Below are 15572 nucleotides of genomic sequence, written 5' to 3'. Positions count from 1 at the left end.
AAAAAAAAAGCCGTTCGAGATCAAGGTCGGCAAGCTGCGTGGCGTGGACAGCTTCGGCATGCTGTGCTCGGCGCGCGAGCTCAAGCTGTCGGAAGACCACGGCGGCCTGATGATCCTGCCGCCGGACGCGCCGGTCGGGCAGGACATCCGCCAGTACCTGGACCTCGACGACCAGGTCTTCGTCATCAAGCTCACGCCCAACAAGGCGGACTGCCTGTCGATCCACGGCGTGGCGCGCGAAGTCGCCGCGCTCACCGGCGCCGCGCTGACGCTGCCGGAGATGACGCCGGTCGCCGTGACGCTGGCCGACAAGCTGCCGGTCAAGGTGTCGGCGCCCGACCTGTGCGGCCGCTTCTCCGGCCGCGTGATCCGCGGCGTGAACGCGCGCGCGGCCACGCCGGCCTGGATGGTGCAGCGCCTCGAGCGCGCCGGCCAGCGCAGCATCTCCGCGCTGGTGGACATCTCCAACTACGTGATGCTCGAGCTGGGCCGCCCCTCGCACGTGTTCGACCTGGACAAGATCCACGGCGGGCTCGACGTGCGCTGGGGCCGCAAGGGCGAGCAGCTCAAGCTGCTCAACGGCAACACCGTGGAGCTCGACGAGCAGGTCGGCGTGATCGCCGACGACAAGGAAATCGAGAGCCTGGCCGGCATCATGGGCGGCGACAGCACCGCGGTCTCGCTCGACACCGCCAACATCTACCTCGAAGCCGCGTTCTGGTGGCCCGAGGCGATCCAGGGCCGCTCGCGCCGCTACAACTTCGCCACCGACGCGGGCCACCGCTTCGAGCGCGGCGTGGACTACGCCACCACGGTCGAGCACATCGAGCGCATCAGCGCGCTGATTCTCGAGATCTGCGGCGGCCAGGCCGGCCCGGTCGACGACCAGATCGTCAACCTGCCGCAGCGCAAGCCGGTGCGCCTGCGCGTGGCGCGCGCCGAGCGCGTGCTCGGCATCGCGCTGTCGTCGGCGGAAATCACCGACGTGTTCCAGCGCCTGCGGCTGCAGTTCACGCGCGAGCAGGGCGCCGACGGCGAAGTGTTCGTGGTGACGCCGCCGAGCTACCGCTTCGACATCGAGATCGAGGAAGACCTGATCGAGGAAGTCGCGCGCATCTACGGCTTCGAGCGCATCCCGGCGCGCCCGCCGGTGGCCGAGAGCGAGATGCGCCCGACCGGCGAGGCGCGCCGCTCCAACCACGTGGTGCGCCACGCGATCGCCGCGCGCGACTACCAGGAAGTGATCAACTTCGCCTTCGTCGAAGAGAAGTGGGAACGCGACTTCGCCGCCAACGACAACCCGATCCGCCTGCTCAACCCGATCGCCAGCCAGCTTGCCGTGATGCGCTCGACGCTGATCGGCGGCCTGCTCGACAAGGTGCGCTACAACCTCAACCGCAAGGCCTCGCGCGTGCGCCTGTTCGAGGTCGGCCGCGTGTTCCACCGCGACGCGTCGGTGGCGGACGGCGGCCTGACCGTGGCGGGCTATCGCCAGCCGCTGGTGGCCGGCGGCATCGCCTACGGCCCGGCCTTCGAGGAACAGTGGGGCGTGGCCACGCGCCCGGTGGACTTCTTCGACGTCAAGGGCGACGTCGAGGCGCTGCTGCATCCGCGCGTGGCGCGCTTCGAGCCGGTCTCGCATCCGGCGCTGCACCCGGGCCGCGCCGCGCAGGTGCTGATCGACGGCAAGCCGGCCGGCGTGATCGGCGAACTGCATCCGCGCTGGCTGCAGGAATACGAGCTCAGCCAGGCGCCGGTGGTGTTCGAGCTGGACCTGCAGGCGCTGCGCGAAGTGGGGCTGCCGGGCTACACCGAAATCTCCAGGTTCCCGGCCGCGGTGCGCGACCTCGCGCTGGTGGTGAAGCAGGCCGTGCGCGTGCAGGACCTGCTCGACACCATGCGCGCGGCGCTCGAAAAACAGGGCTACGGGCGCTACTGCCAGAGCCTCGCGCTGTTCGACGAGTTCCGCCCGAAGGCCGCTTCCGCGGCCATCGGCGCGGACGAGAAAAGCCTTGCGTTCCGCCTGACCTTGCAAGATACTGGGGCGACCCTCCAGGATGAAACCGTCGACAGCGCGGTGCGCTGCATGGTCGAAGCCGCGGGCGCTGCCTTCCAGGCGCGGCTGCGCGGCTGAACCAGCGGGCACGCCGGCTGGCGTGACGACATGACAATGGAGCGCCCGGACATCCGCATCCGGGCGGATCGCACACTGAATGACAATGAACGATCGACACGCGCATCTCATGGCCGCAGCAATGGGTGAGGCAGGCGACCGGCAGGCAGCATCGCTCGACGACGAGGCCGCCGACGCCCGCGCCGCCGAGGTACCCACGCTCACCAAGGCCGAGCTCGCCGAAATGCTGTTCGACCAGGTCGGTCTCAACAAGCGCGAATCCAAGGACATGGTCGAAGCCTTCTTCGACGTGATTCGCGAAGCGCTGGAACACGGCGACAGCGTCAAGCTGTCCGGCTTCGGCAACTTCCAGTTGCGCGACAAGCCGCAACGCCCGGGGCGCAATCCCAAGACCGGCGAGATCATTCCCATTACCGCACGGCGCGTGGTGACGTTCCATGCCAGCCAGAAGCTCAAGGCGCTGGTGGAGGAACGCGCCGGCATCGCGGTGACGGGCTGACGCCGCGAACTGGCGTCGCGCGTTCACGTCGCCGGTTCACGCCGGTTTGCCAGCCGCGTCGCCAGTCGCTATCCTGCTCATCTGTCCGTCGTTTCGATTGCCGCTTCGGTTGCCGTACCGAATCGCCCCGCGTGCCCGCGCACCTGTCCGCGCGGGCATGCCAACCACTGCCGGCACGGCCTGAAGCCCGCCCATTCACCGTATGTCGGAAAGACCCAGCGAACGCATTTCGTTGCCGCCGATTCCCGCCAAGCGCTACTTCACCATCGGCGAAGTCAGCGAGCTTTGCGCTGTCAAGCCGCACGTGCTGCGGTACTGGGAGCAGGAATTCACGCAGCTCAAGCCGGTCAAGCGGCGCGGCAACCGGCGCTACTACCAGCACCATGAAGTCCTGCTGATCCGCCGCATCCGCGACCTGTTGTACGAGCAGGGCTTCACCATCAACGGCGCGCGCAACCGCCTCGACGAAGGGCGGCAGCACGGCCATGCGCCGGCCGAGGAAGAACAGGCCGCGGTCGCGGCGGCGGCCGACGAGGCGCCGGTCTTCTCGCTCGACATCAACAACCTGCGCAATGAGCTGGTGGAAGTCCAGCACCTGCTCGCGCAGCTTCGGCAGATCGCGCGGCACCAGTAAAAAGTGCATCAAGGGTCTAGCCAGCGAGCAAATGCTTCTGATATAATCTTTTTCTTTCGGGGCGTAGCGCAGCCTGGTAGCGTACCTGCATGGGGTGCAGGTGGTCGGAGGTTCAAATCCTCTCGCCCCGACCAGCATCATGAGAAACCCGCACAGTGAAGACTGTGCGGGTTTTTTCTTTTTGTCCGCGCTTCTTTTTGCATCCGCAGAATGTTCGAATATCCGCAATACCCGCGCATCGGTCAATTTGCGTAATTGCCGGGCCATTGCCGCGAAGGATCGAAGCCATGCCGTCATGGCCGGAAAAACATCGGCGCTTTGCGCGAACGCGGGCAGATGATCGGGTTTGTAGTGCTCCGGCGCTGACTCTACAATCAAGGCGTGGCCGCGCGCTCTGCATGTCTTTCGGAACAGACGTTTGTTCGCTGCGGGCGCCGGCATCGCCGCGGCCTTTTTTCGCGGCATCGGGTTTCCGCAGCATCCGGTCGCAACGACGAGGAGTGGACGATGGCCAAACGCGAACGCTCTGCACGGGCCTTGCAGGACGAGGTGAGCCGGCGCATCCAGCGTATCGACGACATCATCGAGGACGGCGCGAAGGTGCGCGTGCCGTTGCCGCAGGCGCAGCCGCGCGACGCGCGCGGGCGCAACTGGGACATGAAGGCATTCGGCAATGCCAGCGGCTTCGAGAAGAGCATCCGCATCGTGGTGGACAAGGCGCGCGACGAATTCGACCTGGCCGAGTTGCCGGGCCAGGGCGCGGCCGACCCGTTCGGCGGCGCTTCGTGAAGCGGCCGCCGGCGGTCTCGTTGGAGTAACGGCATGCAGGCTTGCGATCCCTGCCATCTGCTCGTCGGCGCGCCGGCCTCGGTGCTGCCGCACGAGAACCTGGCCGCGTCCGGCGCGGGCGCGCTCGGCCTGGAGATCAACTCGCGCTGGGTGGACCGGCCGTGGCACTGCACGGTGTGCGGCGCGTGGATGTTCCAGAACGCGGCCCACGGCGACCCGCCCAATGTCTGGCGCATGGGGCGGCGCCCGCACGAGCGGCCGCTGGAGTGTGTCTGACCCGCTGCCGGCGCCGCGCTCCCGTTGCGCCGCGGCATGCTACGATGCCCGGCAAAGGGAGACATCATGAGCGAATCGAGAACGCTGCACTACCGCGGCCACGTGGTCCTGATCTCGGTGCAGCAGCACGCGCGCGGCTGCCTGGTGAGCGCGTCGATCGTGCGGGAGGGCAAGGGGGAGGTGCGCAATCCTTCGCCGCTGCAGTCGTGGATGGGCCATGAGCAGGGCGATCTGCTGGAGGTGGCGGACCGTGCCCAGGCGCGCGCCTGCCGCCTGATCGATGCCACGGTGGACCATGTTGCCTATGCGGCGGACTGAGCGGCGGTGCCGCGCGCGCCAGAAGTTTTGCGTCCCGGCCTACATGGCGGCGGGTCGCGGTCGTTAATCGGGGTATGAACTCATTCGATGCATCCGAAAAGGGCGCGGCCAACGCCGACGCCATAGGCTGGGGTTCGTCGCCGCCACACGTGCTGGCGGCCGTGCTCAACACCGCCCTGGCCGCCGAGGACCTGCACGGCTTCGCCGCGCTGCTGTCCGACATGGCGCGCGACCGCGGCCTCAAGGGCACGCGCGGTGCCCACCAGTCCATCTACGACATGCCGTACGCCAGCCTGCTGCCGCGCCAGCAGCATCTGCTGGCGGATGCGTTCGAGCTGCTGATCCGCCTCGGGCTGGAACTGCAGCCACGCCGCCCGCGCGTGCTGGGCGACGGCCCGGCCGACCTGCTGGTACGCGGCAGCCACGACATTCCCCCCACCTGAGGCGGCCGGCACCGCTGGCAGAACCGCCGCGCCGCATGCTAGCATCACGCAAAAATCAGGGGGGCCTCCAGCCCTGACCGATCAGATCGCCGCAAGACGGCGACACGCTGCCCGTGCCGAAGCCGATCGCGGCCGGACAGCCTTGCTGGCACCGGCCGCCCGCGCACGGCCGTGTTGTCCGAGGGGAGCGATCACGAGTCTTGGAGGTATGTGTGATGGACGAAGACGAACCTTTCGGGGTTGTGTTCGAGGATTTCCGCGTCATCTGGGTGGCCGAACGCCTGCAGGACGGCACCTGGACGGCGCGCTACTGCTGGCACCCGGGCACCTCCGAGGCTTCTGCCAAGGCCTTGCAGGCCGCGGTGCTGAGCGGCAAGTCCAAGCGCCTGCTGGGCGAATTCCGCAGCGAGGAAGAGACCGTCGCGGCCATCAAGGCCGCGGTGCTGCTCGAGGCCAAGTGGGTGCGCTGAGCCGGCCGCCTCCCGCGCGCTAGCGCGCGGGCAAGGCGACATCCGGCAAGGCGATGCGGCTCCATTTCCAGCGCCACAGGCCGTCGCGCGTGAGGCCGATGACGATGCGCTCGCCGTTGTCCTTCGTGGCCGACGCCTCGACCGTGTTCAGGCCGCGGTAGGACAGCGCATACCTGATCGCGTCCTTCGCGGCTTCGCGCTTCGGTGCGCTGTCTTCCGCGCCCGGCGAGTCCTGCCGCGGGGCGGGGACGGATGCCGGCGGCGCCGAAGGTGCCGAAGGCGCGGCGGCGGGCTTCTCGCCGGCCATCAGCGCCATCACGCCGGCCGGCGACACCATCGTGTCGATCATGGTGTGGATGACGGCCTGGCCGATGGCCTGCCCGATGCCGGCCAGCGGCGTGTCGCGCAGGGCCGGCGCCGCGCCGAGCTTCTGCTGCAGCGACGCGGTCAGTTGCTCCTTGAGGTTTTCGCGCAGGGCGGGGTAGTCGACGTAGCGCGAGAACTTGTCGGCATCGTGCGCCTGGATGGCCGCGCGCATCTGGTAGAGCGTCCAGTAGGGGCTGGCATAGCTGGTGGCGGCGACGGCGAGCGCCGCCGCGATTGCGGTCTTGAGGGTTCGGTTCATCGCGGGTCCGGTTGGCGCCGCCGCGGAAGGCGGCGGGCGCGATGCGCCCATTGTCCCCAAAGCCCGGCGCTCGCGTCCAGCTTCCGCGCGGCGCCGCCTGCCGCGCCTGTCCGGATGTCCTCAACGTCCCAACGCCCGAGCGCCCGAGCGCCCAAGTGCCCGATCGTTCTAGCAGCCGGGCTGGCTGCGCTCGAGCAGCCCGATCTCGCGGATCGCCACCGACAGCATCGACAAGCCCGCCGCGCCCGAGGCGCGCTGGTCCGCCAGCATGCGCGAGAAGCGCTCGATCTGGGCTTGCCGGCCGTTGCGCCAGGCTTCGATCAGTTTCTCCGTGGTGTCCAGTTCCACCGGCTGCGACAGCACGCTCACGGTCAGCGCGCGCTTGAGGCGGCCCAGGTCTTCCAGCGCCGTGGTGCGCGCCAGCAGGTCCCAGTGGCTGTCGGCGGGCAAGGCCTGGGCGCGCTCGCGCAGCCAGCCGAAGCTGAACTCGGTGTCGAGCGCGAAGTAGACGCTGGCCACCAGCGCCAGGCCGCGCTGCGTGGCGGCCGCCACGTCGGCGATGTCGAGCGCGGCCGCGCAGATTTCCCCGGCGGCCACGCGCAGCGCCAGCGCGTCGTCCACGCCGGCCTGCGCGAGCGCCTGGCGCCGCTCGGCCAGCGCCGCCGCCTCGGGCGCGGCCAGCAGCGCCGGCAACTGCGGCGTGAGCCAGGCCGCGGCCTCGGCGTAGCGCGCGCTTTCGCCGCCGTCCTGGCCGCCGCCGGCGCGCGCATGGCGCAGGAACCAGAGGCTGGCGTGCTCCAGCAGCCGGCCCACGGCGGCGAACATGCGCGCCTGCACTTCGTCGTCGACGCGGTTGTCGAGCGCGTCGATCTCGGCCCACAGCGGCTCCAGCCCGAACACGTCGCGGCCGATCAGGCAGGCGCGCACGATGTCCGCGGGGCGCGCGTCGGTCTCTTCCAGCATGCGGTGGACGAAGGTGGCGCCGGCGCGGTTGACCAGCGTGTTGGTCAGGTGCGTGGACAGGATCTCGCGCCGCAGCGGGTGGCGCAGCATGGCCTCGGCATGCCGCTCGCGCAGCGGCCGCGGAAAGTAGGCCGGCAGCAGGCCCGCCACCAGCGGGTCCTCGGGCAGGCTCGATGCGAGCAGTTCGTCATACAGCCACATCTTGCTGTAGGCCAGCAGCACCGCGCGCTCGGGCGAGGTCAGGCCCAGCCCGGCCGCCTTGCGCTCGACCACTTCCTCGTCGGCGGGCAGGAACTCCAGCGCGCGCTTGAGGCGCCCGGCGCGCTCCAGCCAGTGGATCAGGCGCGCTTCCTGGTCGAGCAGCGCGGCGGCGCCGCGGCCGGCCACCGAGAGCGCCTGGGTCTGGTAGTAGTTGTCCTCCAGCACCAGCAGGCCGACTTCGTCGGTCATCTCCGCCAGTTGCTTGTTGCGCTGCTTCTCGGTCATCTCGCCGTCGGACACCGCCAGGCCGAGCAGGATCTTGATGTTGACCTCGTGGTCGGAGCAGTCCACGCCGGCGGAATTGTCGATAGCATCGGTGTTGATGCGCCCGCCGTGCAGCGCGAACTCGATGCGCCCGAGCTGGGTGAAGCCGAGGTTGCCGCCTTCGCCCACCACCTTGCAGCGCAGCTCGGCGCCGTTGACGCGCACCGCGTCGTTGCTGCGGTCGCCGACCTGCGCATGCGTCTCGCGGCTGGACTTGACGTAGGTGCCGATGCCGCCGTTGTAGAGCAGGTCGACCGGCGCCAGCAGGATCGCGTGGACCAGGTCGGCCGGCGACAGCGCCGCGGCGCTGGTGCCCAGGCAGGCCTGCACCTCGGGCGTGAGCGCGATGGCCTTGGCGGTGCGCGGGAACACGCCGCCGCCGGCCGAGATCAGGCTGGCGTCGTAGTCGGCCCAGCTCGAGCGCGGCAGCGCGAACAGGCGCTGGCGCTCGCGCAGGCTGGCGGCCGGGTCGGGCGCGGGGTCGAGGAAGATGTGGCGGTGGTCGAAGGCCGCCACCAGCCGGATGTGCGGCGACAGCAGCATGCCGTTGCCGAACACGTCGCCGGACATGTCGCCGACGCCGGCCACGGTGAAATCGGTGGACTGGATGTCGATGCCCATCTCGCGGAAATGGCGCTTGACCGATTCCCACGCGCCGCGCGCCGTGATGGCCATCTTCTTGTGGTCGTAGCCGACCGAGCCGCCCGAGGCGAAGGCGTCGCCGAGCCAGAAGCCGTATTCGGCGGAGATCGCGTTGGCGTAGTCGGAAAAGCTCGCGGTGCCCTTGTCGGCGGCCACCACCAGATAGGGGTCGTCGCCGTCGTCGCGCACCACCTCGGGCGGCGGCACCAGCGCGCCGGCGACGCGGTTGTCGGTCACGTCGAGCAGGCCGCGCAGGAAGGTCTGGTAGCAGGCGATGCCTTCCTGCAGCACCGCGTCGCGGTCGCCGGCGGGCGGCGGGCGCTTGACCACGAAGCCACCCTTGCTGCCGACCGGCACGATCACGGTGTTCTTGACCATCTGCGCTTTCATCAGGCCGAGCACCTCGGTGCGGAAGTCCTCGCGCCGGTCCGACCAGCGCAGGCCGCCGCGCGCCACCGGGCCGCCGCGCAGGTGCACGCCTTCGACGCGCGGCGAGTAGACCCAGATCTCGAACATCGGGCGCGGCTCGGGCAGGCCCGGCACGCGGGCCGGGTCGAACTTGAACGACAGGCACGGGCGCGGCCCGCCGTCGGCGCCGTGACGGAAATAGTTGGTGCGCACGGTGGCGTTGATGACGCCGAGGAACAGCCGCAGGATGCGGTCTTCGTCCAGGTTCGGCACCTGGTCGAGCGCGCCGCCGATGGCCTGCAGCAGCCGCTCGCAGTGCGCCGCGCGCGCGGCCTCGGTGGCCGGGTCGAAGCGCGCCGCGAACAGCGCCACCAGTTGCGCGGCGATGGCAGGGTTGCCGGTCAGCGCGCGCTCGATGTAGGCGTCGCTGAAGGTCGAGCCGACCTGGCGCAGGTAGCGCGCATAGGCGCGCAGGATGGTGACGTCGCGCGCGGCGAGCCCGGCGCGCAGCACCAGGCGGTTGAAATTGTCGTTCTCGATCTCGCCGTTCCAGGCGCGCGCGAAGGCATCCTCGAACAGCGCCTTGATGCGCTCGATGTCGGCGCCGAGGTCGGCACCGGCGCCGGCGGCCACGCCGTCGGCCATCTCGAGCCCGAAGTCGTGCACCCAGACCGGCGCCGCGCCGCTGGGCTCGATCAGGTAGGGCCGCTCCTCGTCCACGCGCACGCCGAGATGCTCCAGCATGGGCAGGCTCAGCGACAGCGCGATCGGCTCGCGCGCGCGGTAGACCTTGAAGCGGAACGCGCCGGGCGCGGCCTCGATGGGCCGGTACAGGTTCATGGCCACGCCGCCGCTGGCCAGCGCCGCCTCCATCAGCTCGATGTCGCGCACCGCGGTGCGGGCCGGGTAGTCCTCGCGGTAGCCGGCCGGGAACGCATCGCCGTAGCGGCGCAGCAGGCGGTTGCCCTGTTCCTCGCCGTTGCTGTCGAGCAGCGCGGCGGCGAGGTCGTCCTGCCAGCGGCGCGCGGCCTGCACGATGCGCGCCTCGAGCTCGGCCGGGTCGACCTCGGGCATGGTGCCGGGCTCGCCGCGCACGATGAGCTGGATGCGCGCCAGCGGCGACTCCGACAACTGCGGCGTGAACTCGCAGCCATTGCCGTGGAACGCGGTCATCAGCAGCTTCTGGATGCGCTGGCGCAGGTCGGTGTTGTACTTGTCGCGCGGCACGAACACCAGGCAGGAGACGAAGCGGTCGAAGCGGTCGCGGCGCACGAACAGGCGGATGCGCTGGTGCTCCTGCAGGCGCAGGATGCCCAGCGCGATGTCGGCCAGCTCGTCCTCGTCGGCCTGGAACAGTTCGTCGCGCGGATACTGCTCGAGGATGGTCACCAGCGACTTGTACAGGTGGCCCTTGGTCAGGAAGCCCGCGCGCGCCAGGACGTTGGCGAACTTGCGCCGCACCAGCGGGATCTCCGCGCACGACATCATGTAGGCGGTGGAGGTGTAGAGCCCGACGAAGCGGCGCTCGCCGAACAGCTTGCCATTGGCGTCGACCAGCTTGACGCCGATGTAGTCCAGGTAGCCGGGCCGGTGCACGGTCGCGCGCGAATTGGCCTTGGTGACGAAGATCGGCGAGCTGCCCTCGATCACGCTGCTGGCGGCCGCCGGCAGCTCGGTGAGCGCGCCGGCCTCCGCCGGGCGCAGGCTCTCGCGCAGGATGCCGGCGCCGGACCCGGCCACGCCGCGCAGGTAGAAGCGGCCGTCCCGGGTGATCAGTTCGTAGTCACGCTGCCCGAGGAAGGTGAAGTGGTCGTCGAGCATCCATTGCAGGAAGGCGCAGGCTTCCTGGGTCTCCGGCTGGCGGCCGTGCGGGGGCCGGGCCAGCGTCTCGACGGTGGCGGCGGCGGTGGCGGTCATGCCGGGCCAGTCCTCGACCGCGGCGCGCACGTCGCCGAGCACGCGCGCGATGCCGTTGCGCAGCGCTTCCTGCGTGGCGGCGTCGCCGCAGCGGTCGACCTCGAAGTGGATGAACGATTCCAGCCGCGGCCCGCCCGCGGCTGGCGTGTCCGCCGCTGTGTCCGCCGCTGTGTTCGCCGGCGGTGCGCCGGCCTCGCCGTCGCCGGGCAGCGCGACCCTGGCGATGCTGCCGTCGGCCTCACGCCAGACCCGGAACACCGGGTGGATGGCGGAGTGCAGGGCCAGCCCGAGCCGGTTGATCTCCATCGTCACCGAATCCACCAGGAACGGCATGTCGTCGTTGACGATCTCCACCACGGAGTGGTCGGAATGCCAGCCGTGCTGCTCCAGGTTGGGGTTGTAGACCCGCAGCCGGGCGCTGCCGGAGACGAAGCGCTGCGCGGTCTGCCAGTGCGCCATCACCGCGCCGTACAGGTCGGCCACTTCCCGCTGCAGCAGGTCGTCGGCGTCGGCCAGGTCGTAGTAGTGCCGCAGGAACGGCTCCGCCCTGGCGAACATGTCGCCGGGCAGGCGCCCCTGGGCGAACTGCATCAGGTCGGCCAGCAACCGGGCCAGTCGCGTTTCGCTTTCCGCCAGCATGGTGTCTCCCCGGGGTCGTTTCGGCAGGTCCATGCGCGCCGGGCCCGCGCGGCGCCGTGGTGCGGTGCCGGGCCGGGGGCGGCATGAGCCTGCTAACTACTGTAGAGCATAAAGAGGCGCGCGGCGTGTCAGTCGTGTGATGGCCGGGTGGCGCCGGGGCAGGTATGAATTTAGCGACTAGGATCCATGACTTTATATCGCCGCTGGAATATGTCCGCTCTGGCTACACTGCTTATCTGCGCCTTACCGTCGGGTAGCCAGCGCGAGCCGGACGGGGGGCAAGGCCCATCCACGGCGTGCGCCAGCCAGCGGCCGGTCGGGGCAGGTTTCATGGAGACATATAAGATGTACAAGGAACGAATCCGGCTGGCCAGCCTCCTCGACAAGATCATGCCGGCGGATGCCGCCGCCGCGCTGATCCGGGATGGCATGACCGTGGGCATGAGCGGCTTTACCCGGGCCGGCGACTGCAAGGCGGTGCCGGAGGCGCTGGCCCGGCGCGCGGCGACCGAGCCACTGCGCATCACCTTGATGACCGGCGCCTCGCTGGGCAACGACACCGACAAGATCCTGGCCGAGGCCAACGTGCTGGCGCGGCGCCTGCCGTTCCAGGTCGACCCGACCCTGCGGCGCAAGATCAACGCCGGCGAAGTGATGTTCATCGACCAGCATCTGTCCGAGACCGTGGAGCAGTTGCGCGGCCGCCAGATCGCGCCGGTGGACGTGGCGGTGGTGGAGGCGGCGGCCATCACCGAGAGCGGCGGCATCGTGCCGACCACCTCGGTGGGCAATTCCGCCAGCTTCGCCATGCAGGCCGAGAAGGTCATCGTCGAGATCAACCTCAACATGCCGGCCGAGCTGGAAGGCCTGCACGACATTTATCTGCCCACGCCGCGCCCCGGCCGCGAGCCGATCCCGCTGACCGCGGTGGACCAGCGCATCGGCCTGACCTACATCCCGGTGGACCCGGCCAGGATCGCCGCCATCGTCATCACGCAGAAGGACGACAGCCCGTCCAGCGCGCTGCCGCCCGACCAGGACACCCGGCAGATCGCCGGGCACCTCAACGAATTCCTGCTGCACGAGGTCCGCGCGGGCCGGCTGGCGCCGTCGCTGCAGCCGCTGCAGGCCGGCATCGGCACCATCGCCAACGCGGTGCTGCACGGCCTGGTCGATTCGCCGTTCCGCGACCTGAAGATGTATTCGGAAGTGCTGCAGGACAGCACCATCGAGTTGCTGGACGCGGGCCGGCTGAGTTTCGCCTCGGCCTCCTCGGTGACGCTGAGCGGCCCGGTCTATGCGCGCTTCCTGGCGGACCTGGCGCGCTACCGCTCGCGCGTGATCCTGCGCCCGCAGGAGATCAGCAACCATCCGGAGCTGGTGCGCCGGCTGGGCCTGATCACCATCAACACGGCGCTGGAGTGCGACATCTACGGCAACGTGAATTCCACGCACGTGGGCGGCACGCACATGATGAACGGCATCGGCGGCTCCGGCGACTTCGCGCGCAACGCGCATATCTCGGTGTTCGTCACCAAGTCGGTGGCCAAGGCGGGCGCGATCTCCAGCATCGTGCCGATGGTCTCGCACGTGGACCATACCGAGCACGATGTCGACGTCATCGTGACCGAGCACGGCCTGGCCGACCTGCGCGGCCTGGCGCCGCGCGAGCGCGCGCAGCAGATCATCGCCAATTGCGCGGACCCGCTCTACCGCGACCTGCTGCAGGACTACGTGACGCGCGCCGGACGGCGCGGCGGCCAGACGCCGCACCTGATCGAGGAAGCGCTGGCCTGGCACGCGCGCCTGCGCGAGCAGGGCACCATGAGCGCCACCCCGGCGCTGGCGGCGGCCTGAGCGCCTGATGGCCCGGGCGGCGGGGCGGACGCGCGCCGCGCCGTCCCGCCGTCTTGCGCTGGCTGCTATCCCTTGAAGATCAGCACCGCCAGGACGAGGGAGGAAGCCATGAGTATCAGGACATCGAGCATGATGGTCTCCACGGAAGGAGCGGGGCCGGGAGGCAAAGCCGCGGGCGCGATCGCGGGCGAGGATGCGCGTACGGGCGCGGCCACAGCCTGACGGGACGCCGCGTGGCTGCCTGTCGGCGGCCTTTCTGCAGCCTTCCTGCTGCTTTCCAGTTTTCCTGCCGGGATATATCTCACACTTCGCCACGCGGCGTCATCCGCGCGATGGCGTTTCAAGCGGGCGTTGCAATCTCGGCTATGCCGATGCTGCCGCCGGGGACGCGCGCGGACGGTGCGCTGGCGCACCATCCGCGGCAATGCCCGCGCAATGCGGGCAGGCTGGCGATTACTGCTTGGGCGCGGCCTTGGCGCCGTCGGTGTACGGGTCGAACTTGCCCGACTTGGCACCATCGGTGTACGGATCGGGCTTGCCGGACTTGGCGCCGTCCGTATAGGGATCAGCCTTCTTCTTGGCGCCGTCCGCGCTCAGATTGGACTTGGTCGACTTCTTCGCGCCATCGGTATACGGATCGAACTTGCCCGATTTGGCCGCGTTCTTGTTCGGATCGCCCTTGTTGGTGTGGGCGCCGCCATACAGGTCGCCACCATCGGTGTAGTTCTTCTGGGCGTGCGCCAGCTGCGCGCCCCCGAAAGCGGTCACGGCGACGATCATCAGAGCGGATACGGTCTTGTTGCGCATTGCTTGTCCTCATGGGTTTGGCCGTGGGCAGGGGGCACGGCCGTCGTACTGGTTGTCTGACCCGGTTACTTTACCGACTCGGGAGGGCCCTGCGATGTCAATTTCCTTCCCGTTATATTGAAGCACCAAGGACGGGTACGAATACTGCGCCAGATCAAGTGGTGCGGCATGGCAACAACAGGCGGGCGGCAAGGGCCGACGGCCCCCCCGCCGCATCGGGCCGGGGGCCGCCGCGAGGCTTACTCGAGCGTGATGTTCTGGTCGTGCGCGATCTTCTTGCGCAGTTCCAGTTCGCGCTTGATCTGCGCGGCGTACTGCTGCGGCGTGTTGCCGTCGGGATAGGCCCCGCTTTCGGCCAGCCGGCGCTTGACGTTGGGGTCCTGCAGCGTCTTCACGGCAGCGTCGTGCACCTTGGCGATGACGGCGGCCGGCGTGTTGGCGGGCGCCACCAGGCCATACCAGGCCATGTTGTTCATGTCCTTCATGCCGGCCTCGGCGAAGGTCGGCACGTCGGGCAGGCCTTCCACGCGCTTGGGCGCGGCCACCGCCAGCGCGCGCAGCTTGCCGGCCTGGATATGCGGCATCGACGAGGGCAGGTTGTCGAACTGGCCGCTGACCTGGCCGGCCAGCGTGTCGTTCAGCGCCGGGCCCGAGCCGCGGTAGGGCACGTGGACCATGTCGGTCTTGGTCAGGAACTTGAACAGCTCGCCGTCCAGATGCGAAATGCTGCCCTTGCCGGCCGAGGCGTAGCTGTACTTGCCGGGGTTGGCCTTCACCAGCGCGACGAATTCCTGCACGGTCTTGGCCGGCACCTTCGGGTTGACCGTCAGCACGTTCGGCACATTGACCAGGTTGGTGATCGGCGCGAAGTCCTTGAGCGGGTCGTAGGGATTGCGGGCGTTGGTGGCCGGGTTGGTGGCCATCGTGCTGACCGTGGCGATGCCGAGCGTGTAGCCGTCCGGCGCGGACTTGGCCAGCGCATCGGCGCCGATCGCGCCGCCGCCGCCGCCGCGGTTTTCCACCACCACGGGCTGGCCCAGTTCGCGGCCGATGCCGTCGGCCACCGAGCGCGCCACGATGTCGGTGGTGCCGCCCGCGGCGAACGGCACGATGAGGCGGATCGGCTTGGTGGGATAGCTTTGCGCCATCGCGCCCTGGCACAGGCCGAACAGGGCCAGGCAGGCTGCATTGCTGATTTTCAGGACTGCTTTCAAGAGAGGCTCCGAAGATTCCAGGTTGGCTTGCGGGTGCGGCAACGGAGGCGCGGGCATGGCGGGTTCCCGTGTCTGGTCCCGTCTTGTTGTTGTGATTCCCTGCTGGCTTGCCGCAGTGTTCCGGGCGGCAGGGCGCGCCCGGATTTGCCGAAGCGACCGGATTTGTTCCGTGATGCGGAACTATGTTCCGCGATGTGCTTCAGGTGCAATTCAACCGTGAAAGCGGGCGGGGCGGAATCAGTATCAACCCGGTATCAAGTTGGCGGAAATCCGGTATTCACCCGGGGCCGCCGCGGCCGGGAATCGATACGGCAACGCGGCCCGCGTGAAAATCGAAGCGGACAAGCGCGTGGGGAAAGCGTGGGGAAAAGGAAGGGGAAATGAAAAGTGGAAAAGAAAAAAGCCGGGAGCA

14 protein-coding genes and 1 tRNA gene are annotated in these 15572 nt (G+C 69.2%); 10 read left to right on the top strand and 5 right to left on the bottom strand.

The genetic code is table 11. The features are described from left to right. From pheT to K206_RS0131015, 4 genes are all read left to right on the top strand, one after another. On the top strand, nt 1–2134 hold a 2134-nt coding region (gene pheT, locus K206_RS0131030), incomplete at its 5' end, for a phenylalanine--tRNA ligase subunit beta (protein ID WP_020206211.1). An 85-nt stretch (nt 2135–2219) separates the two neighbouring features. Next, nucleotides 2220–2633, top strand: coding sequence for an integration host factor subunit alpha (locus tag K206_RS0131025; RefSeq protein WP_029044284.1), 414 nt, complete (start codon nt 2220–2222; stop codon nt 2631–2633). Between the two features lie 202 nt (nt 2634–2835). Further along, on the top strand, nt 2836–3267 hold the full coding sequence (locus K206_RS0131020) for a MerR family transcriptional regulator (protein WP_029044283.1): 432 nt from the start codon (nt 2836–2838) through the stop codon (nt 3265–3267). A 57-nt stretch (nt 3268–3324) separates the two neighbouring features. Beyond that, nucleotides 3325–3401: transfer RNA gene (locus K206_RS0131015), tRNA-Pro, on the top strand. Here the strand turns inward: K206_RS0131015 and K206_RS43290 are convergent. Next, nucleotides 3380–3748 (bottom strand): hypothetical protein, encoded by a 369-nt coding sequence (locus K206_RS43290; protein WP_155888355.1) that lies wholly within the window; start codon nt 3746–3748, stop codon nt 3380–3382. The two genes, K206_RS0131015 and K206_RS43290, sit on opposite strands and share 22 nt — an antisense overlap. 26 nt (nt 3749–3774) lie before the next feature. On the opposite strand from K206_RS43290, the gene K206_RS0131010 reads away from it, so the two are divergent. The 5 genes from K206_RS0131010 (at nt 3775) to K206_RS0130990 (ending at nt 5563) form a co-directional block, all read left to right on the top strand. Next, nucleotides 3775–4056, top strand: a complete 282-nt coding sequence (locus K206_RS0131010; RefSeq protein ID WP_020206208.1) for a hypothetical protein — start codon at nt 3775–3777, stop codon at nt 4054–4056. 33 nt (nt 4057–4089) lie between these two features. Beyond that, complete coding sequence (locus tag K206_RS0131005; protein WP_020206207.1) at nt 4090–4332, top strand: hypothetical protein; 243 nt, start codon at nt 4090–4092, stop codon at nt 4330–4332. A gap of 66 nt (nt 4333–4398) precedes the next feature. Beyond that, a complete protein-coding gene (locus K206_RS0131000; protein WP_020206206.1) occupies nt 4399–4650 on the top strand; it encodes a hypothetical protein in 252 nt (83 codons plus the stop codon). A 74-nt stretch (nt 4651–4724) separates the two neighbouring features. Then, on the top strand, nt 4725–5093 hold the full coding sequence (locus tag K206_RS0130995) for a hypothetical protein (protein WP_020206205.1): 369 nt from the start codon (nt 4725–4727) through the stop codon (nt 5091–5093). A 215-nt stretch (nt 5094–5308) separates the two neighbouring features. Continuing rightward, nucleotides 5309–5563: a hypothetical protein gene (locus K206_RS0130990; RefSeq protein ID WP_020206204.1), complete on the top strand. Its 255-nt coding sequence runs from the start codon at nt 5309–5311 to the stop codon at nt 5561–5563. Nucleotides 5564–5582: 19 nt separating this feature from the next. Here the strand turns inward: K206_RS0130990 and K206_RS0130985 are convergent, their stop codons facing one another. Further along, the gene (locus tag K206_RS0130985) at nt 5583–6188 is read right to left on the bottom strand and encodes a DUF2939 domain-containing protein (RefSeq protein ID WP_020206203.1); all 606 of its coding nucleotides are present in this window, start codon (nt 6186–6188) and stop codon (nt 5583–5585) included. Nucleotides 6189–6356: 168 nt separating this feature from the next. After that, the gene (locus K206_RS0130980; RefSeq protein WP_020206202.1) at nt 6357–11282 is read right to left on the bottom strand and encodes an NAD-glutamate dehydrogenase; all 4926 of its coding nucleotides are present in this window, start codon (nt 11280–11282) and stop codon (nt 6357–6359) included. A gap of 345 nt (nt 11283–11627) precedes the next feature. Between K206_RS0130980 and K206_RS0130975 the strand changes: the two genes are divergently transcribed. Then, complete coding sequence (locus K206_RS0130975; RefSeq protein WP_020206201.1) at nt 11628–13139, top strand: acetyl-CoA hydrolase/transferase family protein; 1512 nt, start codon at nt 11628–11630, stop codon at nt 13137–13139. A gap of 453 nt (nt 13140–13592) precedes the next feature. Here the strand turns inward: K206_RS0130975 and K206_RS0130965 are convergent, their stop codons facing one another. Both K206_RS0130965 and K206_RS0130960 read right to left on the bottom strand, forming a co-directional pair. Next, nucleotides 13593–13946, bottom strand: coding sequence for a hypothetical protein (locus K206_RS0130965; RefSeq protein ID WP_020206199.1), 354 nt, complete (start codon nt 13944–13946; stop codon nt 13593–13595). Nucleotides 13947–14185: 239 nt separating this feature from the next. Next, on the bottom strand, nt 14186–15160 hold the full coding sequence (locus tag K206_RS0130960; RefSeq protein ID WP_020206198.1) for a tripartite tricarboxylate transporter substrate binding protein: 975 nt from the start codon (nt 15158–15160) through the stop codon (nt 14186–14188). Between the last annotated feature and the right edge of the window lie 412 nt (nt 15161–15572).

The organism is Cupriavidus sp. WS, assembly GCF_000395345.1.
GTDB lineage: Bacteria > Pseudomonadota > Gammaproteobacteria > Burkholderiales > Burkholderiaceae > Cupriavidus > Cupriavidus basilensis_B.
The sequence above is the reverse complement of the archived record's forward strand: the minus strand, read 5'-3'. Positions and strand labels throughout refer to the sequence as shown.